This is a genomic window from Provencibacterium massiliense, from assembly GCF_900169495.1.
Lineage (GTDB): Bacteria > Bacillota > Clostridia > Oscillospirales > Ruminococcaceae > Harryflintia > Harryflintia acetispora.
In genome coordinates this window covers 183,512-201,878 of the sequence record NZ_FWCH01000012.1, presented here as the reverse complement: position 1 = coordinate 201,878, position 18,367 = coordinate 183,512, and the positions used below count along the sequence as shown (strand labels likewise).

Annotated in this window: 20 protein-coding genes; 9 read left to right on the top strand and 11 right to left on the bottom strand. The window is 61.7% G+C overall.

Features of this window, described 5'->3' with window-relative positions:
* The first annotated feature begins 64 nt into the window (after positions 1 to 64).
* The 8 genes from B5477_RS05990 to B5477_RS05955 all read left to right on the top strand — a co-directional run bounded on the left by B5477_RS05990 (position 65) and on the right by B5477_RS05955 (position 6,826).
* Positions 65 to 547: a hypothetical protein gene (locus B5477_RS05990; protein WP_079698855.1), complete on the top strand. Its 483-nt coding sequence runs from the start codon at positions 65 to 67 to the stop codon at positions 545 to 547.
* Between the two features lie 128 nt (positions 548 to 675).
* Positions 676 to 1,584, top strand: coding sequence for an SDR family oxidoreductase (locus B5477_RS05985; RefSeq protein ID WP_079698854.1), 909 nt, complete (start codon positions 676 to 678; stop codon positions 1,582 to 1,584).
* 226 nt (positions 1,585 to 1,810) lie between these two features.
* On the top strand, positions 1,811 to 2,494 hold the full coding sequence (locus B5477_RS05980) for a nucleotide-binding protein (protein ID WP_079698853.1): 684 nt from the start codon (positions 1,811 to 1,813) through the stop codon (positions 2,492 to 2,494).
* A gap of 26 nt (positions 2,495 to 2,520) precedes the next feature.
* The gene (locus B5477_RS05975) at positions 2,521 to 2,727 is read left to right on the top strand and encodes a 4Fe-4S dicluster domain-containing protein (RefSeq protein ID WP_079698852.1); all 207 of its coding nucleotides are present in this window, start codon (positions 2,521 to 2,523) and stop codon (positions 2,725 to 2,727) included.
* A 10-nt stretch (positions 2,728 to 2,737) separates the two neighbouring features.
* The gene (locus tag B5477_RS05970) at positions 2,738 to 3,802 is read left to right on the top strand and encodes a 3-methyl-2-oxobutanoate dehydrogenase subunit VorB (protein WP_079698851.1); all 1,065 of its coding nucleotides are present in this window, start codon (positions 2,738 to 2,740) and stop codon (positions 3,800 to 3,802) included.
* Positions 3,802 to 4,554: a thiamine pyrophosphate-dependent enzyme gene (locus tag B5477_RS05965; protein ID WP_079698850.1), complete on the top strand. Its 753-nt coding sequence runs from the start codon at positions 3,802 to 3,804 to the stop codon at positions 4,552 to 4,554. The genes B5477_RS05970 and B5477_RS05965 overlap by 1 nt, the downstream gene beginning before the upstream one ends.
* On the top strand, positions 4,554 to 5,087 hold the full coding sequence (locus tag B5477_RS05960; RefSeq protein WP_079698849.1) for a 2-oxoacid:acceptor oxidoreductase family protein: 534 nt from the start codon (positions 4,554 to 4,556) through the stop codon (positions 5,085 to 5,087). The genes B5477_RS05965 and B5477_RS05960 overlap by 1 nt, the downstream gene beginning before the upstream one ends.
* A 290-nt stretch (positions 5,088 to 5,377) precedes the next feature.
* Positions 5,378 to 6,826: a hypothetical protein gene (locus B5477_RS05955; RefSeq protein ID WP_079698848.1), complete on the top strand. Its 1,449-nt coding sequence runs from the start codon at positions 5,378 to 5,380 to the stop codon at positions 6,824 to 6,826.
* Positions 6,827 to 6,873: 47 nt separating this feature from the next.
* Here the strand turns inward: B5477_RS05955 and B5477_RS05950 are convergent, their stop codons facing one another.
* From B5477_RS05950 to B5477_RS05910, 9 genes are all read right to left on the bottom strand, one after another.
* Positions 6,874 to 7,113 (bottom strand): acyl carrier protein, encoded by a 240-nt coding sequence (locus B5477_RS05950; RefSeq protein WP_079698847.1) that lies wholly within the window; start codon positions 7,111 to 7,113, stop codon positions 6,874 to 6,876.
* 46 nt (positions 7,114 to 7,159) lie between these two features.
* Positions 7,160 to 7,972 carry an acetyl-CoA carboxylase carboxyltransferase subunit alpha gene (locus B5477_RS05945; RefSeq protein ID WP_079698846.1) on the bottom strand — a complete coding sequence of 271 codons (813 nt, stop codon included), beginning with the start codon at positions 7,970 to 7,972 and terminating at the stop codon, positions 7,160 to 7,162.
* The gene (gene accD / locus B5477_RS05940) at positions 7,965 to 8,849 is read right to left on the bottom strand and encodes an acetyl-CoA carboxylase, carboxyltransferase subunit beta (protein WP_423241245.1); all 885 of its coding nucleotides are present in this window, start codon (positions 8,847 to 8,849) and stop codon (positions 7,965 to 7,967) included. The genes B5477_RS05945 and accD overlap by 8 nt, the downstream gene beginning before the upstream one ends.
* Positions 8,850 to 8,880: 31 nt before the next feature.
* The gene (gene accC / locus B5477_RS05935; RefSeq protein WP_079698845.1) at positions 8,881 to 10,230 is read right to left on the bottom strand and encodes an acetyl-CoA carboxylase biotin carboxylase subunit; all 1,350 of its coding nucleotides are present in this window, start codon (positions 10,228 to 10,230) and stop codon (positions 8,881 to 8,883) included.
* A gap of 33 nt (positions 10,231 to 10,263) precedes the next feature.
* Positions 10,264 to 10,707: a 3-hydroxyacyl-ACP dehydratase FabZ gene (fabZ, locus tag B5477_RS05930; protein ID WP_079698844.1), complete on the bottom strand. Its 444-nt coding sequence runs from the start codon at positions 10,705 to 10,707 to the stop codon at positions 10,264 to 10,266.
* 14 nt (positions 10,708 to 10,721) lie between these two features.
* Complete coding sequence (accB, locus tag B5477_RS05925) at positions 10,722 to 11,162, bottom strand: acetyl-CoA carboxylase biotin carboxyl carrier protein (RefSeq protein WP_079698843.1); 441 nt, start codon at positions 11,160 to 11,162, stop codon at positions 10,722 to 10,724.
* Entirely contained in the window at positions 11,159 to 12,421 is a 1,263-nt protein-coding gene (gene fabF, locus B5477_RS05920; protein WP_079698842.1) for a beta-ketoacyl-ACP synthase II, read from the bottom strand. Before fabF ends, accB begins: the two co-directional genes overlap by 4 nt.
* A gap of 116 nt (positions 12,422 to 12,537) precedes the next feature.
* Positions 12,538 to 13,281 (bottom strand): 3-oxoacyl-[acyl-carrier-protein] reductase, encoded by a 744-nt coding sequence (gene fabG / locus B5477_RS05915; RefSeq protein WP_079698841.1) that lies wholly within the window; start codon positions 13,279 to 13,281, stop codon positions 12,538 to 12,540.
* Positions 13,282 to 13,402: 121 nt separating this feature from the next.
* Complete coding sequence (locus B5477_RS05910; RefSeq protein WP_079698840.1) at positions 13,403 to 14,386, bottom strand: beta-ketoacyl-ACP synthase III; 984 nt, start codon at positions 14,384 to 14,386, stop codon at positions 13,403 to 13,405.
* A 163-nt stretch (positions 14,387 to 14,549) separates the two neighbouring features.
* Here B5477_RS05910 and B5477_RS05905 point away from each other — a divergent pair, with 163 nt between their 5' ends.
* Positions 14,550 to 15,476, top strand: coding sequence for an ACP S-malonyltransferase (locus tag B5477_RS05905; protein WP_079698839.1), 927 nt, complete (start codon positions 14,550 to 14,552; stop codon positions 15,474 to 15,476).
* Between the two features lie 61 nt (positions 15,477 to 15,537).
* On the opposite strand, the gene B5477_RS05900 is transcribed toward B5477_RS05905, so the two are convergent.
* The gene (locus B5477_RS05900) at positions 15,538 to 17,883 is read right to left on the bottom strand and encodes an Ig-like domain-containing protein (protein ID WP_079698838.1); all 2,346 of its coding nucleotides are present in this window, start codon (positions 17,881 to 17,883) and stop codon (positions 15,538 to 15,540) included.
* Complete coding sequence (locus tag B5477_RS05895; RefSeq protein WP_079698837.1) at positions 17,880 to 18,212, bottom strand: hypothetical protein; 333 nt, start codon at positions 18,210 to 18,212, stop codon at positions 17,880 to 17,882. Before B5477_RS05895 ends, B5477_RS05900 begins: the two co-directional genes overlap by 4 nt.
* Between the last annotated feature and the right edge of the window lie 155 nt (positions 18,213 to 18,367).

The window sequence follows — 18,367 nt, the reverse complement described above, 5'->3', positions numbered from 1 at the left end:
AAAGGGCGCGTCCGCAACCTATCTTTGCGCCCTTTTGAGTGTGCCCGGAAGGAGTCAAGTTCTGATGAAAAAATCTTACGGCCGCATCTGGATCGGGCTGCTGCGCCTGATCGCCTGGATTTCGCTGTGCGGCAGCCTGCTCGGCGGGGCCGCATGGCTCTGCTATGATTTTTCGCCCGGCGGCGGGATCGCGGCGGGCTCCCTTTCCTTAGGAGGTTTTGTATGGTTTTGTCTGCTCATGTTCGGCGCAAGCCTCGCGCAAAATATCTGCCAGATGCGCGCCCTGCTCGAAAGCCGGCACACCCGTTCGCTGCTCAGCGGGCAGCCGAGGGTGGTGGAGGTACCCGTCGCACCCGCCCCCGCCCCGGCCATGTCGGCCTGCCGGGGCGGCGGGTATCCCGCCTATCCGCCCGCGCCGGCGCGCATGGGGGCGGACCCCGCCTTCATCCAGGCGCAGATCGGCGCGCTCGACGATTTTTGCAGCCGCGGGGCGATCTCCCGTTCTGCCTGGCAGGCTCTGCGCCGGGAGTGGCAGAGCCAGCTTTAAAGGACGGGCATACCGCCTTGTGCTGCGCGGAATGGAACGCCGGGGAGCCGAATATATTTTTGATGCGGCGCCGTCCGGTCTGAGCCAAGCGGCGCCGCGCAAAAATGACAGAGCGAGGCGGCGATACGATGTATCCGGTTTATGAATATCTCGGCACCGAGCAAAAATGTGAAGACATCCCGCTGGCGTTCCCCCCGCAGCATCAGGACGTCCAGCCCGGGATCGAGGCGGTGATGACCCCCCGGCCGATCAGCGAGAACCCCTACCGCCAAGAGGGTGGCAAGCTCGCCGGGCGGGTCGCCCTGATCACCGGCGGGGACAGCGGGATCGGGCGGGCGGTGGCCTATGCCTTCGCCGCAGAGGGGGCGGATATCGCCTTCGTTTTCCTGAACGAGCAGCAGGACGCCAAGGAAACCCGCGAACACGTCGAGGCGATGGGCCGGCGCTGCCTGGCGCTGCAATGCGATCTGCGCAAGGAGAGCGAAGCGCAAAAGGCGGTGCGCCAGGTTATCAGTGCCTTCGGGCGGCTGGATGTGCTGGTCAACAACCACGCCGTGCAGTTCGTGCAGAAAAGCATCCTCGACATCAGCGAGCAGCAGCTGGAAAACACCTTCCGCACCAACGTCTTCGGCTTCTTTTTTATGATCAAGGCCGCCCTGCCCTATCTCAGGCGCGGGGCCTCGATCATCAACACCACCTCGGTCACCGCCTACCAGGGCGAGCCCACCCTGATCGACTACAGCGCCACCAAGGGGGCGATCCTCGCGCTGACCCGCTCGCTCTCCCTGTCCCTCGAGAGCGCCGGGATCCGGGTCAACGGGGTGGCCCCCGGGCCGATCTGGACCCCGCTGATCCCCGCCTCCTTCTCCCCAAAACAGGTCGAAACCTTCGGCACCGGCACCTCCAAGGTGCCGATGAAGCGGGCGGGGCAGCCCTATGAGGTGGCGGGCAGCTATGTTTTCCTCGCTTCGGACGATTCCAGCTATATGAGCGGGCAGGTGCTCCATCCCAACGGCGGGACGGTGGGCTGCTCCTGACGATCTCCCATGCGGGCCGCCAAAGCTTTGGCGGCCCGCCGGCGTTTGGATGATTTTTTTCGTTGTACACTGTTTTTAGTTGTGATATAATAAAAAATAGCTCTTTGAGCTATTTTTTAAAATTCTCATGGCCAGCCTACGGCCATGTCCAATTTTATTGCTTTGCTTACGCTGAGCTATATTTAAATTCTTATGGCTGTAGGCCGATCACCGGAGGGAACCACAGTTGTTTTTTGATAAGCTTGAACGGGTCATCCTGGTCACCGGGCACTACGGCAGCGGGAAGACCAATTTTGCCGTCAACCTGGCGCTGGATTTGCAGAAGGCGGGGCGGCGGGTGGCGGTGTGCGATCTGGACATCGTAAACCCCTATTTCCGCACGGCCGACTTCACCGCGCTGCTGCAGCAGCGCGGGATCGAGACGATCATGCCGCCGTTCGCCAACACCAACCTGGACATCCCGGTGCTGGGCGCGGGGGTGTCCGCCGCGCTGGGCGACCGGGAGAAAACCGTGATCGTGGATGTGGGCGGAGACGACGCGGGGGCCATCGCCCTCGGGCGGTACGCGCCCGAGATCGCGAAGCGCCCCTACAGCATGCTCTATGTCCACAACCATTACCGTTTCCTCGAAAACGGGGCCGAGGAAACCAAGGAAATATTGGACGGGATCAACGGAGCCGCGAGACTTACCTGCGGCTTCCTCGTCAACAACTCGAACCTCGGCGAGGAGACGAGCGCCGCAGTGATCCAAAGGGCTTTGGGGCCCGCCTGGGAGCTCTCCGCCCTGTGCGCGCTGCCCCTGCTTTGCACCACGGCCCCGCGCGCGCTTTGTGGGGAGCTGCAAAGTGTCGAGGATATTTACCCCATCGACCTGTATGTCGACAAGCCCTGGAACAGGCAGCATTTATAGATTATTCGATAAAGGAGGCATATGAAATGCCGAAAGTTACCATTGATGAAAACGTCTGCAAGGGCTGCGGCCTCTGCGTACATACCTGTCCCAAGAAGGTTTTGATTCTGGACCCGGACAGGCTCAACGCCAAAGGCTATAACCCGTCCATCGTCAAATTCGCCGATCTTTGCATCGGCTGTGGGATGTGCGGGATGATCTGCCCAGACAGCGCGATAACCGTAGAAAGGTAGTTGATTAGCAGTGAGCGAACGAGTTCTGATGAAGGGGAACGAGGCTCTGGCCGAGGCCGCCATCCGCGCGGGCTGCCGCCACTACTTCGGATACCCCATTACCCCGCAGACCGAGATCGCGGCCTATATGGCCAAGCGCATGCCCAAGGTCGGCGGGACCTTCCTGCAGGCCGAGTCCGAGGTCGCCGCCATCAACATGGTGCTCGGCGCGGCGGCCGCCGGCGTACGGGCGATGACCTCCTCCTCCTCGCCGGGGATCTCCCTCAAGAGCGAGGGCATTTCCTACATAGCCGCCTGCGACCTGCCCTGCCTGATCGTGGACGTGATGCGCGGCGGGCCGGGCCTGGGCGGGATCCAGCCCTCCCAGGCGGATTACTGGCAGGTCACGAGGGGCCTCGGGCACGGCGACAAGCAGCTGCTGGTCTTCGCCCCCTCGACCGTGCAGGAGATGGTGGACACCGTCTTTAACGCCTACCATAAGGCCGACACCTACCGCATCCCCGCCGTCATCCTGGCGGACGGTATGCTCGGTCAGATGATGGAGCCGGTCTCCTTCCCGGACGAGGACAAGGCCGAGGCGATCGAAAAGCCCTGGGCCACCAACGGTCACAAAGGAAAGAGGACGCACAACATCGTCAATTCCCTGCTTTTAAAGCCCGAGCAGCTCGAGCAGACCGTCTTCGAGCGCGCCAAGCGCTATGAGCAGGTCAAGCAGAATGAACAGCTCTGGGAGGAATACAGGATGGAGGACGCCACCCTCGCGGTGGTGGCCTACGGCGCGAGCGCGCGCATCGCGATGAACGCGATCGACGCGGCGCGGGAAAGCGGCCTTCAGGTGGGCCTCATCCGCCCGATCAGCCTCTGGCCCTTCCCCGAGAAGGCGATTGAGGCGGCCACCGGCAAGGTCCAAGGGTTCCTCTGCGTGGAAATGAGCATGGGCCAGATGATCGAGGACGTGCGCCTGGTGGTCAGCGGCCGTAAGCCGGTCGCGTTTTACGGGCGCACCGGCGGGATCATCCCGACCCCGGACGAGGTGCTTTGTGAGATCAAGAAGCTGATGGGAGGCGAGAGATAATGGCCATCGTATATAAGAAGCCCTCCACCCTGACCGACGCGACCCTCTCCTACTGCCCGGGGTGCACCCACGGGATCATCCAGAAGCTGGTCGCCGAGACCATCGAGGAGCTGGGGATCGACGGGATCACCATCGGCGTGGCGCCGGTCGGCTGCTCGGTCACGGCCTATGATTACTATACCTGCGACATGGTGCAGGCCGCCCACGGGCGGGCCCCCGCCGTCGCCACCGGGCTCAAGCGTTCGCTGCCCGACAACGTGGTTTTCACCTACCAGGGCGACGGGGACCTGGCCGCCATCGGCACCGCCGAGACGGTGCACGCCGCGACCCGGGGTGAAAACATCACCGTCATCTTCGTCAACAACGCCATTTACGGCATGACTGGCGGCCAGATGGCCCCGACCACCCTGCCCGGGCAGGTCACCCAGACCACCCCCTACGGGCGGGATCCGAAGGTGGCCGGCTGGCCGGTGCATGTATGCGAGATGCTCGCCACCCTCGACGGGCCGGCCTATCTCGAGCGGGTGACCGTCTGCGACATCCCGAACATCCGCAAGGCCAAGGCCGCCATCAAGAAGGCTTTCCAGACCCAACTCGCGGGCAAGGGCTTCTCGATGGTCGAGGTGGTTTCAACCTGCCCGACCAACTGGGGCCTCACCCCGGTGGAGGCGCTGGATTGGCTCAAGGACAACATGCTGCCCTACTACCCGCTGGGGGTATACAAGGACAAAACCGGGGAGGGGGAAAACTGATGGCTGCGACAAACATTCTTCTTGCCGGCTTCGGCGGACAGGGGATCCTCTTTGCGGGAAAGGTGCTCGCCTACGCGGGGCTGATGGAGGAGCGCCAGGTCAGCTGGCTGCCCTCCTACGGCCCTGAGATGCGCGGCGGCACCGCCAACTGCAGCGTCTGCATTTCAGACCATCCCATCGGCTCGCCGCTGGTGCTCGCACCGGACGTGCTGGTGGCGATGAACACCCCGTCCTATGACAAGTTCATCGACGCGGTGGTACCCGGTGGACTGGCCATCCTGGACAGCGCGCTGGTGGACCGCAGGTGCGAAAGAGAGGACATCACCGTCTGCTACGTCCCCGCCACCAGCCTCAGCAAGGAGCAGGGGCTCGACGGGCTCGCAAACATCATCCTGATCGGGAAGATGATTGCCGAGCGTCCCTTCGTGAGCAATGAGAGCATCGACAAAGCGATCGACAAGTGTGTGCCCGCGCGCAAGGCGCATTTAATTGACGCCAACAAGCGCGCCATCGCCCTGGGGGCGGCTCAATAACGTTTTACACCCCCCAACACCTATATAAATCCAAGGCCGCCGGAACGTCCGGCGGCCTTTTTGCAATTAAAATGACCGCAAGCAACGCATGCTTGCGGTCAGGATTTCTAGGCCTTTCCCCATAAACTGGGAAATTCAAAACAGTTTCATGGAAATTTTGACTTAATTTTACCATATACTTGCATTTTTTTCAAGCGTCCCGGCTATTTTGCTCTCCTGCAGCCCGGTTCCCGCGCTTTGGCGACCGCAAGCATGCGTTTCTTGCGGTCATGAAGGAAGGGAAATATCCGATGAAAAAGATCAGGTTATACTGTCTCGCCGCGCTCGTCCTGCTGGGAACGCTCCTCGCCGCCACTGCGGCGGCAGGGGCGCAGGCCGCCGGGTATCAGAGCGTGCGCGGGATCGAGGTGGAATTCACCCCCTCCCCCCGCACCGGGCGCTACCGGTTCGAGGTCTATGAGGCGGGGAGCCAGGAAACCGCCTGCTCCAAGTCCTTCGACTCGCTCACTGGAGAGCAGGCGGTTTTCCTGCCGGTCGAATGCCTGCCGGAAAAGACCTATACGATCAAGGTCACCGCCCTGCCCGAGCCGGGCCGCGAGGGGCTGGACGCCGCCTCGAGCAAGGAGCAGGCGTTCACACCCCAGCCGGTCTGCGGGCATACCGCCGCGGAGGGCGGCTTCCTCTACGGCAGCGGCACGGCGGACGATCCCTATATCGTCTCCTGCCCCGCACAGCTGCGACACCTCGACCACGACGCGCACAGGCGGGCCGGACAGTACTTTCTCCAAAGCCGGGACATCGACCTGCTCGACCCTGCGTTTTACCGGGATGGGGAGCCCTTTGATGCGGACAGCGACCCCGAAAACGGCAACTGGGTGCCGATCGCCAAGCAACACTCTGCCAATACCGGTTTCATCGGGCAGTACGACGGCGCGGGTCATTCCCTATACAATCTGAGCTACTGCGCCACAGGCAACGCGACGGATATGGGCACATACGGTTATGATTCAGGGGTCTTCGGCTACGTCTCCGAAGGCATCATTCAAAATCTTGGAGTCGAAAACTTCTCGTTCTCCGGAAAGTTGTTCGGCGCCGGTGGGATTGTCGGCGCCTCTCATTATAATGCCAGCATCCGGGGCTGCCGGGCCATCAACGGAACACTTGAGGCCCCCTCCTGTGGAGGCATCGCGGGCTATTTTCATGCCTCAAGCGGCAACCTGGCGCTTTCTGATTGTTACAGTGCGGGTGTCGAAGTAAAAATTACCATCTCTAATTCAAGTTATACCTATCATGCGGGCGGTGGCATCGCCGGGTATCTCTTTTGCAGCACGGGCTATTCTGCGCAGCTGCACAATTCTTATTCGCTCCCCAATGCCATGGGCGGCACCGCCGTCCCCGGCGCAGTGGTGGGAAGCCGCCTGCTCCACTCCTCCTTCAACTATGGCTCGGTTTCGGATTCCTATTATTTGTCCGGCTCCGCCAGCTATGGGATCGGTTCCCCGGCCTCGAACAGCGGAGCCGCACCCCTCGGAGAAGCCGCCTTCGCCGCCGAGAGCTCCTTCCCCGGCTGGGACTTCGTGGACACCTGGACGATGGGAGAAGTGATCTATACCGATGTCTCAGGCAGCGAGCGCACCATCTCAGCTCCGGTGCTCCAGGCCTTCGAGCGCCGCGAAAGCGGCGCGCGGACGCAAGGCGTGGCTTCGCCGGAAAGGGCCTCCATCGGCCTTTCCCAATAAAGAGAACAAAGAAGGGCAGCCCGTCGGCTGCCCTTTTTTGTATTTCTTTATTCCGCGGCTTTCATTTTCTCGATGTACTTGACCACGTCGCCCACAGTCTTGATGGTCTGGATGTCCTCATCCGGAATCTCGGTATCGAACTCGTTCTCCAGCTCCATGACCAGATCCACGAGATCCAGCGAATCGGCGCCCAGATCCTCGGTGATGGAAGCCTCCATGGTGACCAACTCGGCATCGACGTCCAGCTGCTCGACTAAGAGCTGACGTACCTTCTCAAAAATATCCATTGATTTTCCTCCTGATTATCTGTTTTTAAATATCAAACAACCGGGTTTATTCGGTGTATTCCCCGATTAATCTGAACTTATCATATCGTTTCTGTAACAAAATATCAATAGGCAATTTGTTTAATTTTAACAGAGTGCTCCGTAGATATTCAGCGATATTACTAGCCATCAGAGGCGGGTTCATATGCGCCCCGCCGGCAGGCTCGGCAATGATCGCCTCGGCAATCTTCATTTCCACCAGGTCGGGCGCGGTGATCTTCATCAGATTGGCCGCCTCCTTTTCCCGGCTCGGGTCCTTCCAGAGGATGCTGGCAAATCCCCGCGGGGAGATGACCGAATAGACCGCGTTGGAGAGCATGGCCAGCTCGTCGCAGACGCCCAGCGCCAGCGCGCCGCCGCTGCCGCCCTCGCCCAACACGATGGACACGATGGGGGTACGCAGCTGCATGAGCTCCATCAAATTTCGGGCGATCGCCTCGCCCTGCCCGCGCTCCTCGGCGCCCACGCCGCAGAACGCGCCGGGGGTGTCGATGAAACAGATCACCGGACGGTGAAACTTCTCGGCCTGCTTCATCAGCCGCAGGGCCTTACGGTACCCCTCGGGATGGGGCATGGAGAAGTTGGAGCGCTTGTTTTCCTCGAGGTTGTGGCCCTTGACCTGGGCGATGACGGTGACGGGCATCTCGTCTATCTTGGCGATCCCGCCCCAGATGGCATGGTCGTCACCGAAGCAGCGGTCGCCGTGCAGCTCGTAGTGCCGGTCAAAGATCATCGGGATATAGTCGGTCGCGGTGGGCCGGGTCTTCTCCCGCACGATCTGCAGGCGGTCCCACGCGCTGGGCTGTGCAGTTTTAGCCATTCTCGCCCACCTCCCCGGCCGGTTTTTCAATGTGCATTTTCAGGATATGCCCAAGGGTGCGGCGCAGCTGGTGGCGCGAGACGATCATATCCACGAATCCATGCTCGAGCAGGAATTCCGCCGTCTGGAAGTCGTCCGGCAGCTTTTCCTTGATGGTCCCCTCGATCACCCTGCGCCCCGCAAAGCCCACGAGCACCTTCGGCTCGGCGATGATGATGTCCCCGAGGGAGGCGAAGCTCGCGGTCACCCCGCCGGTGGTGGGGTCGGTGAGCACCGTGATATAGAGCAGCCCCGCCGCATTGTGGCGCGAAACGGCGCCGGCCGTCTTGGCCATCTGCATGAGCGAGATGATCCCCTCCTGCATGCGCGCCCCGCCCGAGGCGGTGAAGAGGATGACCGGCAGCCGGAGCTTTGCAGCGTGCTCGAAGGCGCGCGCGATCTTCTCCCCCACCACCGAGCCCATCGAGGCCATCAGAAAGCGGGAGTCCATGATCCCAATCACGCAGGGATGCCCCTTGATGGTGCATTCCCCGGTGAGGATGGCATCCCGAAGGCCGGTGCTCCTTTGCAGCTGCTCGAGCTTTTTGGGATAGTTGCGGAACTCCAAGGGGTTGACGCTCTTCATGTCCGGGTCAAGCTCCACAAAGGAATCCGGATCGGCGGTCAGCGCCAGCCGCTCGAAGGCGGAGAGCCTGGAGTGGTACGAGCAGCTCGCGCAGACCTTGTGGTTCTTTTCATAGTCGTCCATCATCACCACGTTGCCGCAGCGCGGGCAGCGCCAGAGCAGGTCGGTCGGCACGTTTACCTTCTTGTCGGCGGCCGAGATGATGGGCATGGCGACCCGGCTTTTGACCTGCTGGAACAGTTCCTGGATCAAGCACAGTCACTCCTTTCGTGAAAGCCGGAGCCTATTGCTCCAGCTTGCGTGTTAGATAGCCGTTGTCATAATCCCCGGCGATAAAGTTGGGGTCCGCGATAATCGAGAGCTGATAGTCGATGTTGGTCTGCACCCCGTCAACCAAGAACTCGGCCAGCGCCCAGCGCATCTTGGCGATGGCCTCCATGCGCGTCGGCGCGTAGGCGATCAGCTTGGCGATCATCGAATCGTAGTACGGGGTGATGGTGTAGCCCGCATAGACCGAGGAATCGATCCGGATCCCCGGGCCGCCGGGCATGTAGAGGGAGCTCACCTCGCCCGGGCAGGGCCGAAAGCCGTGCGCGGGGTCCTCGGCGTTGATCCGGCACTCGATGGCATGGCCCTGCGGGGCGATCTCCTCCTGCCTAAAGGTGATCGGCTCGCCCGCCGCGATACGGATCTGCTGCTTGACCAGGTCCACCCCGTAGACCATCTCGGTGATGGGGTGCTCGACCTGTATCCGGGTGTTCATCTCCATGAAATAGAAGTTGCCCTCCCCGTCCAGCAGGTACTCCACCGTCCCGGCGTTCTTGTATCCCACCGCCCTGGCGGCGGCGAGGGAGGCCTCGCCCATTTTTTGACGCAGCGCGGGGGTCATCTGGGGCGAGGGGCAGGGCGTCTCCTCGAGCACCTTCTGGTTGCGCCGCTGCAGTGAGCAGTCCCGCTCGCCGAAGTGCACGGCGTTGCCGTGCTCGTCGCAGAGGATCTGCACCTCCACATGGCGGGGGTTCTCGATAAACTTTTCTAAGTACACCTCGGCGCTGCCGAAGAAATTGAGCGCTTCCTGCTGCGCGGCGGTATAGGCCTTCTCAAGCTCCTGCTCGTCCATCACCTTGCGGATCCCCCGTCCGCCGCCGCCGGCGCTGGCCTTGACCATCACCGGATAGCCGATCTCCCGTGAGATCGCCTTGGCGTCCTCCAGGGAGCGCACCACCCCGTCCGAGCCGGGAATGACCGGCACGCCGGCGCGCTTCATGGTAATCTTGGCCTGAGCCTTGTCGCCCATGCGCTCTATACTCTCCGCGTCCGGACCGATAAACTTGATGTCGCAGCGCTGCAACAGCCGCGCAAAGGCCGCGTTCTCGGACAAAAACCCAAAGCCCGGATGGACCGCATCCGCGCCGGTGACCTCGCAAGCCGAAACGATGGCCCGCATATCGAGATAACTCTCCTTGGTCGGGGCAGGGCCAATACAGACCGTTTCATCCGCAATCTGGGCGTGCAACGCCTGGCGGTCCGCCGTCGAGCAAACCGCCACCGTGCGCACTCCAAGCTCGCGGCAGGCGCGTATGATCCGCACTGCGATCTCGCCGCGGTTGGCAATCAGGACTTTATCAAACATAACCGACACACCTTGCTGTAAAAAATATAAAGCCTACTGGTCGTTGGCTTCGGAGTAAGCGAAGGTCATCTCACAGGTGACCGCCCGCTTGCCGTCCACCGTGGCGGTCCCCTTGCCGACCCCGATCGAGGCGCGGGCTTGCGCAATCTCAACCTCCAGGCGCAGGGTCTCCCCCGGCAGCACCTGGCGGCGGAAGCGCGCCTTGTTCACCCCGGCGAAGAGCGGAATCTTCCCCTCGTTGCCTTTGACGCTCATCCCGCAGACGGCGGCCGTCTGGGCGAGCATCTCGACCATCAGCACCCCGGGGGTCACCGGGTAGCCGGGATAGTGCCCCTCAAACCAGAAGCTGTCCGGCGCAATGTATTTCTGCGCCACGCAGCGCACCCCGGGCTCGAGCTCGAGCACCTCGTCGATCAAAAGAAAGGGATCGCGGTGCGGGATGATTTTCTTGATCTGTTCCTTATCCATCAATGCCATTTACTGCTTGCCTCCTATTCCATGCGCAGGATGCGCTGGCCGTACTCCACCGGAGTGCCCGACTCGAGCAGCACCTCGGCCACCACGCCGTCGCACTCGCTGGTGACCTCGTTCATCAGCTTCATCGACTCGATGATGAAGAGCACGTCCCCCTTGTGCACCACGCTGCCGGCCTGCACGAAGGGCGCCTGGTCCGGCGCGGGCGCGGCATAGAAGGTGCCCACGATCGGGGAGGTCACATAGCTGCCCTCGTCCCCCGCAGCCGCCTGAGGCTCCGCCTCGGGCACGGGCTGCGCCGCCGCGGCCGCGGCGGGGGCCGGAACGCTCACAAAAGTCTCGCCGCACTCGCGGCGCAGTTTCAGGGAATACTCCCCTTCGCCGATCTCCAGCCGGGTGAGGGAATTGTCCGCAAAGGCCTTGATCAGTTCCTTGATCTCCTGCACCGAATAGCTCATTCCTCGTTACCTCCCGCCTCTTCCTCGTACTTCTTAAAGCACAGGGACGCATTATGTCCGCCGAAGCCCAGGGCGTTGGACAGCGCAAAGCGCAGCTTGTGCTCCTCCCTGGCGCCCCCGGTCACGTAATCCAGGTCGCACTCCTCGTCCGGCACCTTGTAGCCCACGGTGGGCGGGATAATCCCGCTCTGGACCGCCTTGACGCAGGCGATCGCCTCGATGGCGCCCGCCGCGCCGAGCATATGCCCGGTCATCGACTTGGTCGAGCTGACGGCGAGCTTCTTTGCGTGCGCGCCGAAGGTGGCCTTGATCGCCCTGGTCTCATACAGGTCGTTGAGCGGGGTGGAGGTGCCGTGCGCATTGATGTAGCCCACGTTCTCGCAGGCGATCTGCCCCTCCTCGATCGCCAGCTCCATCGCCTTGGAGGCGCCGAGCCCCTGCGGGTCCGGGCTGGTGATGTGATAGGCGTCGCAGGTCGCGCCGTAGCCGATCAGCTCGCCGTAGATTTTCGCTCCGCGCGCCTTGGCGTGCTCGAGCTCCTCCAAAAAGAGGATCCCCGCGCCCTCGGCCATCACGAAGCCGCTGCGCTCCTTGTCAAACGGGATGGACAGCCGGTCCGGATCGGTGGATTTGGTGAGGGTCCCCATGTTGTTGAAGCCCGCCATCGAGAACCGCTCGAGGGAGGCCTCGCTCCCCCCCGCCAGGGCACAGTCGAGGTAGCCGTGCTTGATGTTGCGGAACGCTTCGCCGATGGCGTGCGCGCCCGAGGAGCAGGCGGTGACGGTGCAGAAGTTTGCCCCCTTATAGCCCAGCTCGATGGCGATGGAGCCCGCGGCCATGTTGGAGATCATCATCGGGATAAAGAAGACCGACACCCGCGAGGGGCCCTTTTCGATGTACTTGGTATGCTCGGTGTTGATGGTGTTGAAGCCCCCGATCCCGCTGCCGACGATCACGCCGACCCGAAACGGGTCCTCTCCCTCGAGCGAATAGCCCGACATCCCGACCGCCTGCCTTGCCGCGATCACCGCAAACTGGGTGAAGCGGTCCATGCGGCGGGCCTCCTTCTTGCCGATCCCGTGCTCCACCGGGTCAAAATTATGAATCTGCGCGGCATAGGTGATCCCCATGTCCTCGCTCTCAAAGCCTTCGATCTTGCGAAAGCCGTGCTTGCCGGCTATCATGCTCTGCCACATACTGTCGGCGTCCATCCCGATCGGGGAGAGCGCGCCCATGCCGGTAACGACTACTCTTCTCATACTAATAACCATTCCTTTCCCGAGAATTCACACCGGTTCCGGCTCTGCCGAACTGGCGGCCCGGGGACCGCCAAGGTGAAAATTCCGTGAGTTTGAAAGATCTGTCTTTCAAACCTTCACATCATCATGCCGCCGTCGATCACGATCACCTGGCCGGTGATGTACGACGCATTCTCCGATGCCAGAAACGACACGGTATTGGCAATATCCTCCACCTGGCCGAAATGCCCGAGCGGGATCTGGGCGAGGATCTTCTCCTTGAGCTCATCCGAAAGCACATCGGTCATGGCGCTTTTGATGAATCCCGGCGCGACCGCGTTGACGGTGATCCCGCGGGGCCCGAGCTCCTTGGCGGCGGTGAGGGTCATCCCCACAATGGCCGCCTTGGAGGCGGAATAGTTGAACTGCCCGGGGTTCCCGTAGAGCCCCGCCACCGAGGAGACGTTGATGATCCGCCCGCTGCGCTGGCGCATCATCACGGCCCCGGCAAATTTGCAGATGTTAAAGACACTCTTTTGGTTGACCGCGATAACCTTGTCGTACTGCTCCTCTTTCATCCTGACGAGCAGGCCGTCCGCCGTGATCCCGGCGTTGTTGACCACCACGTCGAGCGAGCCGAAGCGCTCCTTGATGGCCTTAATCATCTCATCGCACTGGGCGTGGACCGACACGTCGGCGATGAAGCACTCGGCCTCCACCCCGCGCTGCCGGCACTCCGCGGCGACGGCTTCGCCGTGGGTGTCGCGGTTGTATTCGTCCAGGCAGTTGATGGCGACGTTCATCCCATCATCGGCCAGCCGCCGCGCGATGGCCGCGCCGATCCCCTGGCTGCCTCCGGTAATCAATGCTGTTTTAGCCAAATTGCATTCCCCTTTTTCTAATCCTTATAAACTGCCGCCAACTTTCGGCGGCTTCCCTGCGCCGTTTGAACCCATTCTAACAGAACTCGGACACAAAGAAAAGTGGTTCCGATAAATATTGCTACCAATTAAAAACCGACGCGCCGTAGGTCAGCCCCGCGCCGAAGCCCACCACCGCGATGGTGTCCCCGCGCTTAACAGCGCCCTCGCGCACCGCCTCGTCCAGCGCGATCGGGATGCTGGCGGAGGAGGTGTTGCCGTATTTGTCAATGTTGAGATAGGCCTTTTCCATCGGCAGATGCAGATGCTTCATGGCGGTCTGCACGATCCGCACGTTGGCCTGGTGCGGGATGATCAGGTCGAGCTCCTCCGGCGCGATCCCCATCTTTTCGCAGGCCTTCCCGATCGCCAGCGGCATGACGCTGGTGGAGAACTTATAGACCTCCTTGCCGTTCATATGGATGAACCCGTCCTCGGCATAATCGAAGGACTTGTGCCCGTTTCGCCCGGTTTCGGTCTCGAAGGGGGTCTGCGGATAGACGCTGGCGGCGTAAAGGAACTGCGCGCCGTCGCCGTCCGCTCCCATATAGGAGGCGAACTTATTTTCCCCCCGGCTCACCACGCAGGCGCCGGCGCCGTCCCCGAAGAGCACGCAGGTCGAGCGGTCGGTAAAGTCCGCGATGTGCGAGAGGGTCTCGGCGCTGACCACCAGCGCGTGCTCGATCTCCCCGCAGGAGATGTAGCGGTAGGCCAGGTCCAAAGCGTGCACAAAGCCGCTGCAGGCGCAGCTGATGTCCAGGCAGAAGGCGTTTTTAGCCCCGATGGCCTGCTGCACCAGGCAGGCGACCGACGGGGTGTGGAAGTCCGGCGTGATGGTGCTGCAGACGATCATCCCGATGTCCGAAGCACTCCCGTCAAATCCTTCGAGCGCATGCCTCGACGCCTCGGCGGCCATGTAGGAGGTGGGCTCCCCCCCAGCCATGCACCGGGTCTTGATCCCGGTCCTGGTCGAAATCCACTCGTCGTTGGTCTCCACAATTTTTGCCATGTCGTCGTTGCTGACGACCGTCTGCGGGATATAACGCCCCGTGCTGACGATGGTCATTCCATTCAATAAAAGGACCCCCTTGAATTTATGTTAGGATTCTGGTAATATTTAAAAGAAATGTAACAGTTGTTAATGTAACGCATGTTACGATTATCATACCGATTTTTGACAGGGATGTCAATAGATATTTTTTGAACAAGTGGGCAAAAGGAGTAAAAATATGGAAAATCTTTCGGTTTTATTCTGTGGCCAGGGGTCGCAGGCGCCCGGAATGGGCAAAGAGCTTTGCGACAACTTCGCCTCGGCGCGGGAAATTTTCGAGTGCGGGAGCGACATTCTGGGGTTCGACCTGCAAAAAACCTGCTTCGAGGGGGACGAGGCCGCCCTCGCCCCGACCGCGGTGGCGCAGCCGGCCATCTTCGCGGTATCCCTGGCGGGGTACCGGGTGCTGGAGCGGGAGCTGGGGCTCGCGCCCTTCTGCGTCGGCGGGCATTCGCTGGGCGAATACGGCGCGCTGAGCGCCGCCGGGGTCTGGAGCATGGAGGACGGCTTTCGCGTCATCAAGGCGCGGGCCGCCGCGATGGAACGCGCGGCGCAGAGCGCCGGGGGCGTGATGTTCGCCATCATCGGGCTGGATGAAAGCACCGTCGAGCAGGTCTGCGAAGAAACAGAAGGATATGTGCTGCCGGTCAACTACAACTCCCCCATCCAGACGGTGATCGCCGGGGAAAATGGGCCCGCCGAGGCGGCGGTGCAAAAATTCCAGGAGCTGGGGGCCAAGGCGGTCAAGCTCGGGGTAGCCAGCGCCTTCCATACCAAGCTCATGCAGAGCGCGGCCGACGAATTTTGCGAAGCGGTGCGGGGAATCCCCTATAACCGACCGGCGCTGCCCTTCTACTCCAACCGGGATGGGGAGTGCATGGAGGACTTCGGCGACCTGTACGGCTATCTGCACGCGCATATGCTCTCCCCCGTCCTCTTCACCCGGGAGCTCACGGCCATGCGGCGCGACGGCGCGGCGCTTTTTGTCGAGGTGGGCCCCGGCAAGGTGGTAAGCGGCCTTGTCAAGCGCACGCTGAACGGGACCAAGCCCATTAGCCTGGAGAACCTGTCCGGCGTGGAAAAGCTGAAGGCGCTTCTGAATTAGTTTTTCAAAAGGCTGCGGGGCCGCTTCCTGTTTTGGAAGCGGCCCCGCTTTTGTGGCTGCATTAGGGGTTGAGGATGATAGCTGCGCGCGGTGAAACATCTGTATTATAGCAATAGCCCTGTGTTATTTGCCCGGTATCCTTTCGGACTACACAGACTCCGATATTTCCATATGCGTTGAGATATGGACTTCTGGTCCAGCCATTTATTCCGTTAAATACTGTCTTAATATAGCTATAGTTAGAATATGTTTGACCTGCCATGTTGAAAATTTGTAATTGCCGCAGTTCTCCGGGTCCGCTCCCCACATAGGCGGGTCTTCCACTGGCGCCATATATTTCACCTGTGCTCGGTAGCCAGACTCGATTATTGCCTCCCAATCCCTTATGTACTGCCAGTTTGCTTTTATAGCTTCCTAACTCCTCGTAAAAGGCATCATTAAGATATTGCTGTATCTCGCTGCCCTCCCAGTTGCGGGAGTTCGCCGCAAAACGCCGGTACGCTACATTTCCCCTTTGCAACAACACCACCGACCCAGCATTGCCGCCGTAGTCCGAACCGTTACTGTCCGCCAGCCACCAAGTCTTTCCTCCCCAGGAAATTTCTGACCCGGCCGCCGTGCTAACCAAGATGCTTTTTTCGGCAAATTTTCCGCTCCCGTCATTAGCAGAGGCGCGTATCGTAACATTGCCGAATGCCTTAGCGCTCACTGCCCCCACACTGCTTACAGAAGCATAATCGCTGCCTGAAACGATACTCCAGGTAACATCGCGGTTGAGTGCCGTGGACGGCGCGACGTTTGCCGTTAGGCTCAGCGCACTCCCAACCAAGACGGAATTTTCACCGCTGATGGTAATGCCCGTGACCTTCTGGTCGGTCACGGTAACGGTGTAGGGCGTGCTGGTCACGCCGTCGGCGGTGGCGGTGAAGGTGGCGGTGCCCGCCGCGGTCGCGGTCACCAGCCCGGAGGTGCTGATGTTGATATCGGCGCTGCCGCCGGTCTTCGCCCAGGTCACCGCCGGGAGGGTCGCGTTCGAGGGATTGACCGTCGCCGCAAGCTGGGTGGTGACGGTGGTCTTGTCGCTGGTGCGCACCAGCGAATTGGTACCGCTGACCATTACCGAGGCCACGGGAATCTTGTCCTTGACCGTGATGGTGCTGCTCCCGCTTTTACCGCCCACCGTCGCGGTGACGGTGGCGCTCCCCGGCGCGACCGCTGTTACCAGCCCGGTCTGGTTGACCGTCGCGGCGGCCGGGTTGCTGCTGCTCCAAACCGGGGCGGCGTTCGGGGTCACCGTGGCGCTCAGCTGCACCGTTCTCGGCTCCCCCAGGGTGTAAATCGTATAGCTGTTCGGACTGACGCTCACGCTGCCGATGGTTACCACCGTGACGATGCAGCTCGCCTTGTACTGCGCCGTGTCCGGCGCACCCTTGATATGGGCGGTGATCGTCGTGCTGCCCGCCGTCTTGCCGCTGGCGTCGATGGTGGCGCTGCGCCCGTCCGCCGCGACTGTCATCGCGGCGGCGCCGGGATTGCTGTTCGTCCATTCCAGTTCGTCGCTGGATACCCCGCCCGTCAGGGCGGCCGAGAGGGTGAACTGCGTCTCGGCCGCCGTGCCGCCGGTGAAGAGGGTATAGGCGGTGTGGCTCAGCGACACCCCTGTCACCGCCGAGACGTTGACCGTGCAGGAGGCCTTCACCTTGCCGCCATAGACGCTGGCGGTGACGGTGGCCGTCCCGCCGGTGTGGGCGGTGATGAGGCCGGTGCTGTCCACCGACGCGACGGCCTCGTTGCTGCTCGTCCAGAGGACCTGTTCGGCGTAGCCGTTCGCCTTCATGTAGGGGTGGCCGGTCGGGCCGGTGGAGCCGGAACTGCCATTTTTCGTCGCGGCGAGCTGCACGCTCTGCCGCCCCTGGGCGTTGTTCGTTTGCAGATAGAGGGTTTTCCCGGTCGCATCGGTATCCCCGCTCTTGATCGTCAGGCTCTTGATCGCGTTGTAGGTCATCACCGTTTCCTTCACCCCGGCCGCGTGGAAGCCGGGGGCGCTGCTTTGGGAGGTCACGGTGATGGTGAAGTCGGTGTCCTCCTGGGGCGGGGCGGAGAAAGAAATCCTGTAGTCCCAGCCCGCCCCCTGCCGCACGCCGTAGAGGGCCTCGCCGCCGCCCGCCGGGGCGGCGGCGACGGTGAAGCCGGTGATCAGGTCCGGATTGTTGTTGCCCAGCTTGATGGTGATCGCTTCCGTCTCCGCCCCGGCGGAGAACAGTGCCGCCCGGGCCGTTCTCCCCTCGGGGGCCGGGGCGGGCTCATAATCGAAGCCCCCGCTCTCGCCGAGCGTCGCCCCGGCGGGCAGGCAGAGCCCCGCCGTCAGCGACAGCGCGAGCGCGAGGCTGCAAAGGCGGCGGTTCATCGCACTCCGCCCCCGCTGTATCCGCTCTCCCAATCCGTCCCGGTGCGAATGCCCGCAACATCGATCTCGAAGTCGTCAAGCGGTATCCGCTCGCTCTCCGGGATGATCCAGTCCCACCGCTTCGCGAGGGCGTATTCCCCGGCCGTCAGCTCCCCGGCCTCGTACATCGCGGTGTAGATTTCTTTCAGGGCTTCCCGGTCTTCAGCGGCGATCAGGCCCGGAACATCCGCAACCGGATGTTCCGGGCTGACGCTTCCCCCCAACGTAAAGCCGCCCAGCATACAGAGTGCCAGCGCGGACAGGATGATGGCTAACAGCTTTCTTTTCATGCTTTCGTCCCCTTTAGAAAGACCGCTAGTAATAACTTCTTGGGGCCAAAACTTTCGCGGGATACTGCTTAAAACCTCCAAATCCCCTTGCATTTTTCACCAAAACAGGATATACTTAGAAATGAATGGAAGAGCTTGGAGATTTTCTTCTGATT

What these genes read in the sequence shown, in the direction of transcription:
- B5477_RS05990 (WP_079698855.1), top strand. Translation starts at nt 65, where the DNA reads ATGAAAAAATCTTACGGCCGCATCTGGATCGGGCTGCTGCGCCTGATC.
- B5477_RS05985 (WP_079698854.1), top strand. Translation starts at nt 676, where the DNA reads ATGTATCCGGTTTATGAATATCTCGGCACCGAGCAAAAATGTGAAGAC.
- B5477_RS05975 (WP_079698852.1), top strand. Translation starts at nt 2,521, where the DNA reads ATGCCGAAAGTTACCATTGATGAAAACGTCTGCAAGGGCTGCGGCCTC.
- B5477_RS05965 (WP_079698850.1), top strand. Translation starts at nt 3,802, where the DNA reads ATGGCCATCGTATATAAGAAGCCCTCCACCCTGACCGACGCGACCCTC.
- B5477_RS05960 (WP_079698849.1), top strand. Translation starts at nt 4,554, where the DNA reads ATGGCTGCGACAAACATTCTTCTTGCCGGCTTCGGCGGACAGGGGATC.
- B5477_RS05955 (WP_079698848.1), top strand. Translation starts at nt 5,378, where the DNA reads ATGAAAAAGATCAGGTTATACTGTCTCGCCGCGCTCGTCCTGCTGGGA.
- B5477_RS05950 (WP_079698847.1), bottom strand. Translation starts at nt 7,113, where the DNA reads ATGGATATTTTTGAGAAGGTACGTCAGCTCTTAGTCGAGCAGCTGGAC.
- B5477_RS05945 (WP_079698846.1), bottom strand. Translation starts at nt 7,972, where the DNA reads ATGGCTAAAACTGCACAGCCCAGCGCGTGGGACCGCCTGCAGATCGTG.
- accC (WP_079698845.1), bottom strand. Translation starts at nt 10,230, where the DNA reads ATGTTTGATAAAGTCCTGATTGCCAACCGCGGCGAGATCGCAGTGCGG.
- fabZ (WP_079698844.1), bottom strand. Translation starts at nt 10,707, where the DNA reads ATGGCATTGATGGATAAGGAACAGATCAAGAAAATCATCCCGCACCGC.
- accB (WP_079698843.1), bottom strand. Translation starts at nt 11,162, where the DNA reads ATGAGCTATTCGGTGCAGGAGATCAAGGAACTGATCAAGGCCTTTGCG.
- fabF (WP_079698842.1), bottom strand. Translation starts at nt 12,421, where the DNA reads ATGAGAAGAGTAGTCGTTACCGGCATGGGCGCGCTCTCCCCGATCGGG.
- B5477_RS05910 (WP_079698840.1), bottom strand. Translation starts at nt 14,386, where the DNA reads ATGACCATCGTCAGCACGGGGCGTTATATCCCGCAGACGGTCGTCAGC.
- B5477_RS05905 (WP_079698839.1), top strand. Translation starts at nt 14,550, where the DNA reads ATGGAAAATCTTTCGGTTTTATTCTGTGGCCAGGGGTCGCAGGCGCCC.
- B5477_RS05900 (WP_079698838.1), bottom strand. Translation starts at nt 17,883, where the DNA reads ATGAACCGCCGCCTTTGCAGCCTCGCGCTCGCGCTGTCGCTGACGGCG.
- B5477_RS05895 (WP_079698837.1), bottom strand. Translation starts at nt 18,212, where the DNA reads ATGAAAAGAAAGCTGTTAGCCATCATCCTGTCCGCGCTGGCACTCTGT.